We start from the raw sequence: 6778 nt of genomic DNA, 5'->3' as shown, positions 1-6778 counted from the left end.
CGGCCGCCGACAGCGGCCGGGCCGGCACCTCGGCGGCGGTGGCGGCATCGAGCAGGGCAGTCGGGGAAGATGAGGTCGCGGGCACGGGCCCTCTCGCTGGCGATCGATGGCGTAGACAACCTCAGATCACCACAAGACCCGTGTCCGCCCTAAACCCACAGGTCAGCCGCGCGCTCTACGACTTTGCCTCCGCCCTGGCTCCCACCCGCACCCGGCACCTTCCGGGGCGGGCTGCCCTCAGCTACACCGCCCTGCCACGACAGGGTCAGCGGTGGCGGTCTCTCACCTCCACTCGAACATCAGCGCCTCGTGGCGCACGGACGCCAGCATCAAGCTCTCGGCGGTGGCCTCCAGCCTGACGACGGTCTCCGCGCGGGCGATGCTCACCGCGATGATCGACGGAGAGCGCGATCCGCGGGTGCTGGCCGATTTGGCCAAGGGCAGGATGCGCGCCAAGATCCCGCAGTTGACCGAGGCGCTGATCGGCTCCTTCGACGCCCACCACGCCCGGCTGGCCCGGGCGATCCTGCATCGGTTGGAGCTGGTTGAGGCCGCGCTGGCCGAGCTGGACGAGGTCATCGCCACCGCCTGCCGGCCGTGGCAGCACCAGCTGGAGCTGCTGCAGACGATCCCCGGGGTCGGGGAGAAGGTCGCGCAGGTGATCCTCGCCGAGACCGGCGGGGACATGTCCCGCTTTCCTTCCGCCGCACATCTGGCCGCCTGGGCCGGCGTGGCACCCGGGGTGCACGAGTCGGCCGGCAAGCGCACTCCGGTCGGTGCCCGGCACGGCAACAAGTGGCTGACCGCGATGCTGGTCGAGGCGGCCGGCTCGGTGGGGCGGATGCACGGCGCCAACTACCTGGCCGCCCAGCACGCCCGGCTCACCGCTCGCCGCGGCATGGGCCGCGCCCAGGTCGCGGTCGCGCACTCCATCCTGGTCTCGGCCTACTACATGTTGCAGCGGGACGAGCCCTATGCCGACCTGGGCGCGGACTGGCTGGCCCGCCGTAACGACGAGGCCCACACCCGCCGGCTGGTCGCCCAGCTCGAACGACTTGGCCACACCGTCGTCCTCGACCCGGCTGCCTGACCCAACTGCAGAAGAACTGGAGGGCGGGCTGCGCCCGCCCCGCGCTGACGCGCGCCTGCAGCTCACCCATTCACGGGTCTGTGTGGCACATGATCTTGGTGCATCTCCAGTAGCGACCAGGAGCAGGATGGCCTGGTGGAGCAGAGCACCAGGATCGACGTCGAGGCCCCGATCCAGCGGGTTTGGGAGGTGCTGCGCGAGGTCGAGCGGTGGCCGGAGTGGGCGCCGACGGTGACCTCGGTGGGACGCCTCGACGACGGGCCGCTCGCCGTCGGGTCCCGGGTCCGGGTGGAGCAGCCCCGGATTCCTCCGACCGAGTACGTGGTGACCGAGCTCGAGCCGAGCCGCTCGTTCACCTGGATGGCCACCGGCCCGGGCGTCCGCACCACCGCTCGGCACCTGCTCGAGGAACTCGGCACCGGGGGCACGCGCGTGACACTGGCGGTGGAGCAGGCCGGGCCCGTGGGCGCGGTGATGGGACGGTTCTACCGCCGCCTCACCGATCGCTACCTGACCGCCGAAGCCGAGGGGATCAAGGCCAGGAGCGAGAGACGCGTGTGACGTCCGGCCGGTGCTCAAGTCCCCCACGGCCAACCGTCCCGTCAGGCCAGAAGGACCTCCACGCTGGCCTCGTCGTCGTTCAGCCGTGCCGCCGAGTGCTGCACACGAGCCTCCAGTAACCCATTACAACGTATTCCGAGACCCGGGGTGGTCCTCTATGTCCAGCCCGGCTCCGGGCCTACGGGACTGCTGCACGGGGAGGTGACATCTGATCTGTGGTGCCGACAGGCGCCGCTGGAAGGATGTTCACCGTGCCCAAGCCCTACCCCAAGGAGTTCCGCGACGACGTCGTGAACGTGGCCCGCAACCGTGAGCCGGGCCAGCACCTGAAGCAGATCGCGGCCGACTTCGGGATCAGCGAGTCGTGCCTGACGAACTGGATGAAGGCCGCCGATGTCGAAGACGGCGTCAAGCCCGGATCCACCGCGGCCGAGAACGCCGACCTACGCGAGGCCCGCAAGCGAATCCGGCTACTGGAGCAGGAGAACGAAGTCCTGCGCCGGGCTGCGGCCTACCTGTCGCAGGCGAACCTGCCGGGAAAATGATCTACCCGCTCGTCCGTGAGCTCGCCGCCGACGGCGTCCCCGTCGCGGTGACGTGCCGGGTTCTCAAGCTCGCCCGCCAGCCCTACTACCGGTGGCTGGCCGCCCCAATCACGAGCAGCGAACTGGTCCGCGCCTATCGAGCCAACGCGCTGTTCGACGCCCATCGTGAGGACCCCGAATTTGGCTACCGATTCCTCGTCGACGAGGCCAGCGCGAGCGGGCAGCCGATGGCAGCGCGCACCGCCTGGGCGATCTGCGCGGCCAACCGGTGGTGGAGCGCGTTCGGCAAGCCCCGCCGAGGCAAGGGCGGTCGGCCTGGACCTCCCGTGCACGACGACCGGGTCAACCGGGTGTTCGCCGCGTCAGCACCCAATCAGCTGTGGTTGACCGACATCACCGAGCACCGCACTGCCGAGGGCAAGCTCTACCTGTGCGCGGTCAAGGACGTGCACTCCAACCGGATCGTCGGCTACTCCATCGGGGATCGGATGAAGTCCCGGTTGGCCGTCACCGCGATCGACAACGCCGTCGCCCGGCGGGCCGCCGACGGCGCCGAGGTCGCCGGCTGCATCGTGCACTCAGACCGCGGATCGCAAACCGGACTCAACCGGTCCTCGCAACACCACCCTATTGAAGTGATCGTAGGTGCTGCTCGAGGGCCTCGGCTGGTGTCCTCCACCCGAGGGCTTTCCGGGGTCGACTGTTGAGGGTGGCCGCGACGGCGTCCAGGTCCGCTCGACTCCAGCGGGTCAACTCGGTTCCCTTCGGGAAGTACTGCCGCAAGAGGCCGTTCGTGTTCTCGTTCGTGCCGCGTTGCCAAGGGCTGTGCGGATCGGCGAAGAACACCTGAATACCGGTATCAATCTTCAACGTGGCATGTTGCGCCATCTCCTTGCCGCGGTCCCAGGTGATTGATCTCCTGAGCTGCGCGGGCAGGTTCGTCATTGTTGACTCGATTGCTTCCCGAACCGACTTTGCTCCATAGCCGGAGAGCGCCGGTCCGTTTTTGACAGGCGGCGCGAGTCCGTAACCTCGCCCGGCGAGCTCGGGCCGTGCCGTGCCGGCCACCCGTAGCGCCCCGGCGGCCGCAGAGGCAGTGTTGCCGGTCAGGACGTGCCGGGAGAGGCCGAAGCGCTCGCACACCGCATCCGTCAGGGGTCCCACGGCCGGGCTGAGCCAGTGCGCGGCGAGTGCGTCGGCGACGGCGTCCGGATCGGGCGCCGCGACCGCCTCGGGGCCGGTCAGTGCCAGCGCAAGCGGATTGCTGCCGGCCAGCCGCAGGTGCACCCGGCCGGGCGGACAGGTCGGCAGGACCCAGGCGACCAGGGCGGCTCCAAGGATCGGCGACAGCAGCCGGGCCATCAGCCCGAGGTGGACGATCGAGGGGGCCACACGTGGGTCGACCGACGGCGACGCGGGCCCGGCTGCGAGCATCCGCTCGACCTCGGTGACGCGCTGATCGAGGACGGCCGGATCCTCGATCAGCCGCGTCCAGCTCACCCAGCCCGGCGAGGGCAACGGGTCGACCGCGCTGTACGCGCCCAGCGCAGCGGCGGCAGCCAGCGCCTCCTCGGCGGACATGGTCACCGCCTCATCATGAGCATCGCTCGTTCGGAGCCTGACCCGGTGGACACCGGGTCAGGCCCCGAACTGCTCCGGCTTCGGTTGTCGCGGTCCGAACTGCCCACCCCCGCCTGGCTGCAATCGGCGGTGTCCGGTCGGAGACACGTCTTCATCGTTCGTTGGTCCACGCCACGGCTTGTGCCGTGGGACCTGTGGTGGTGGAAGCGGTCGTGCCCCGCGGCGACCAGGTCCAGGGTCTCGTCGGGTCCGCCGCTCCACCCGAGGTCGTCGAGGGCCCTCAGCGCCGTGAGCCAGGCGGCGCTTCAAAGGTTGCCCCGTCCGTAGCCCACCGCCGTGCACACCCCCGGGCGCCGGCCGGCGACGAGATCGACAGGGCTGCCCTGCTCACGGCGTAATCAGCACACCACAGAGCATCACGCGACAGTTACACCGCGTTACGAGTCGCGACCTGCGCGGTTCGCCATGTCGGTGCCGCGTATCAGCACCGGCTCCCTCGGGCTCATCTCCGGTGTAACGACAGCACACGAGCAAGGAACCCGTGACGCTTGCTGATCGACGACGACGCTCGTGCGGTGTCTCGCCGTCCCCACGTGGTGGCGACGCCGAGCTCGCTCACAAGGGCGAGCCGCATCTCCCCGCAGAGTCGACTGACGGCCGGATCACGCGGTCCCGGGCCCGGGTGAATGGGTCGTCTGCGGATCTGATCGTTGAGGCTGCCCCGTCGGGACGGTCACCGGAACTGATCAGGTCCGGCTCGGCAAACGAATACGCCTGTGCGAAGTGGTGCCCGCATTCGAAGGAGGATCAGTGTACTTCCAGTTGCTCGGCACACTCAAAGTCCAGCTGGATGGGGAACGGGTTGACCTCGGCGGGCTACGACAGCAGAGGCTCATGGTCATGCTGCTGCTCGACGCGAACAGGGTGGTCAGCGCCAGCCGGCTCCTCGAAGCCATGTGGGATGGCGAGCCGCCGGCGACTGCGAACAGGCAGCTCCACAACGCCGTTGCCGCGCTCAGACGAAGCCTTGCGTCGGCGAAGCACATCGTCGTCAAGGACGGCCCCGGATATCGCATACAGGTCGAGCCCCAGGACGTCGACGTCCACCGGTTCACCATGATGATCGCCCGCGCCTCTGCGGCCGCGACCGGTGGCCGTACGACGGCGGCCGTAGAACTTCTCGAGGAAGCCCTTGCCCTCTGGGAAGGGCCCGCACTCTCTGGTCTGAACAGCCACGTCCTCGACATCGTCGCCGCGACGCTCGAGGAGAAGCGCCTGGCCGCGGCCGAACAGCTTTTGGGGTTGCGTCTGGATGGGGGAGACGCCGCGGCGCTGGTGCCCCGGCTTCGAGAGCTGGTGTCCCAGAACCCGCTGCGGGAGGAAATCCGCAGGCTGTTGATCCTTTCTTTGTACCGCAGCGGGCGCAAGGCGGACGCGCTGAACGTGTACGAGGAGGGCAGACGGCTGCTGAGAGACGAGATCGGCGTTGACCCCAGCGTCGGTTTGCGCGAGCTCTACGAGCGGATTCTGCGAGATGATCTCCCGCGGCCGGAACAAAGACCCCGGCTCGCCAGCGCGGTTCCGGGACGCGACAGTCATCAGGTCGTCACGCCGACACACTTCGCCGGTGCGGCCACCAACCGCTTCTTCCTTCCCTACGACACGGCGCATTTCAGCGGCCGCGTGGCCGAGTTGCAGTCTCTGATGAACACGTCCCGTTCGGCCGGCGGGACCACACTCGGCATCGTCGCTCTTGACGGCATGGCCGGTGTCGGCAAGACCACGCTGGCCGTTCGGCTCGCCCATCAACTGGCGCACCGGTATCCCGAGGGGCAGCTCTTCATCGATCTCGACGGGCATACGTACGGGCGGGCTCCGCTGGAGCCCGACGCCGCACTGGAACGGCTGCTGCTGGACTTCGGGCTCTCGCCGGCGCAGATACCCCGGGACAGCAGGCAACGGGCCGCGCGCTGGCGTGCTGAGCTCGCGGAGCGCCGGATCCTGCTGGTGCTGGACAACGCCCTTGACGCCAAGCAGATCCGCCCGCTTCTGCCCGGCACGGGAAAGGCGCACGTGATCATCACGAGCCAGCGGCGACTCGCCGGCCTCGAGGGGGTGACGTCCCGTTCGCTCGACGTGTTCTCCACCGCGGACGCGGTCACGCTGTTCACCAAGATCGCCGGTGTCGACCGCACCGAGGACCACCCGGACACGGTCGCCGAGATCGTCGCCCTGTGCGGATACCTGCCGTTGGCCATAAGCATTGCCGCGTCGCGCTTCCACAGCCGTCCGGCCTGGTCGCTCAACCACCTGATTCTCCGCCTGCGCGACGAGCGCCGTCGGCTTGCCGAACTGTCCCTCGGCGACCGCAGCGTGGCTGTTCCTTTCGAGGTGTCGTACCGGAGCCTGTCGGCCGAACAGCGCCGGCTGTTCTGCAGGCTCGGCTGTGCCACCCGACCCGGCGAGGAGTTCGACGCCAGCACGGCCGCCAGCTTGATGGACATTTCCGTGTCAGAGGCGGATCGGCTGCTGGAGGAACTTTTCGACGTCCACATGGTCATGCAACGGATGGCGGGCCATTACCAGTTGCACGACCTGCTTCGGGAGCACGCCCGTATCAAGGTGGCGAGGGGCTGGACCTCCGCAGCCGCACGCGGAACGCACTCGCACAGTCGCCCGGTGTCGGCTGTGAGGGGCTGGAGCCCAGCGGTTGATGCAGTCGGACCGGGGATTTTGCAGCACAGGGCTGATGCATGGCGGATGCGCGATCAAGGCAGCGTCGATGGCCGTGGCAGGCAGGCTCTGCTGCATAGCCGGTCGGGCGGTGGAGTCGGAGTGTCACCTGCGTGGCAGTCGGCGGTGCCCATCGAACCGGTACCGATATTCCGAGGAGACCACGTGGAATCTGCTGCCACGACCACCACACCCGTGACGAGACGGTGGGCGACAGCCCACGGCTGAGGTTGCCCTTCGATGGTTCCGTCACCGTGGTGGTCGCGAG

Annotated in this window: 5 protein-coding genes and 1 pseudogene; 5 read left to right on the top strand and 1 reads right to left on the bottom strand. The window is 68.8% G+C overall.

The annotated features are described in order from the left end of the window. The first annotated feature begins 271 nt into the window (after window positions 1-271). The 4 genes from CNO22_RS12790 (at window position 272) to CNO22_RS12775 (ending at window position 2903) form a co-directional block, all read left to right on the top strand. Window positions 272-1090, top strand: a complete 819-nt coding sequence (locus CNO22_RS12790; protein WP_198588295.1) for a transposase — start codon at window positions 272-274, stop codon at window positions 1088-1090. Window positions 1091-1225: 135 nt separating this feature from the next. Next, entirely contained in the window at window positions 1226-1651 is a 426-nt protein-coding gene (locus CNO22_RS12785; protein WP_100499733.1) for an SRPBCC family protein, read from the top strand. 251 nt (window positions 1652-1902) lie between these two features. Continuing rightward, the gene (locus tag CNO22_RS28340; protein ID WP_198588294.1) at window positions 1903-2196 is read left to right on the top strand and encodes a transposase; all 294 of its coding nucleotides are present in this window, start codon (window positions 1903-1905) and stop codon (window positions 2194-2196) included. After that, window positions 2193-2903 carry a DDE-type integrase/transposase/recombinase gene (locus CNO22_RS12775; protein WP_100499732.1) on the top strand — a complete coding sequence of 237 codons (711 nt, stop codon included), beginning with the start codon at window positions 2193-2195 and terminating at the stop codon, window positions 2901-2903. The genes CNO22_RS28340 and CNO22_RS12775 overlap by 4 nt, the downstream gene beginning before the upstream one ends. Here the strand turns inward: CNO22_RS12775 and CNO22_RS12770 are convergent. After that, window positions 2824-3228, bottom strand: a pseudogene (locus CNO22_RS12770) (IS30 family transposase); the annotation flags it as partial. The gene CNO22_RS12775 and the pseudogene CNO22_RS12770 overlap by 80 nt on opposite strands. Before the next feature lie 1359 nt (window positions 3229-4587). Between CNO22_RS12770 and CNO22_RS12765 the strand changes: the two are divergent. Further along, on the top strand, window positions 4588-6738 hold the full coding sequence (locus CNO22_RS12765; RefSeq protein ID WP_100499731.1) for an AfsR/SARP family transcriptional regulator: 2151 nt from the start codon (window positions 4588-4590) through the stop codon (window positions 6736-6738). Window positions 6739-6778: the final 40 nt, after the last annotated feature.

This window comes from Geodermatophilus chilensis, from assembly GCF_002802985.1.
Lineage (GTDB): Bacteria > Actinomycetota > Actinomycetes > Mycobacteriales > Geodermatophilaceae > Geodermatophilus > Geodermatophilus chilensis.
Note: the sequence above shows the minus strand (reverse complement) of the source record. Positions and strands in the feature narration are given on the sequence as shown.

Excerpts from the sequence above, each read along its gene's own strand:
- CNO22_RS12775 (WP_100499732.1), top strand. The coding sequence starts at position 2,193 with ATGATCTACCCGCTCGTCCGTGAGCTCGCCGCCGACGGCGTCCCCGTC.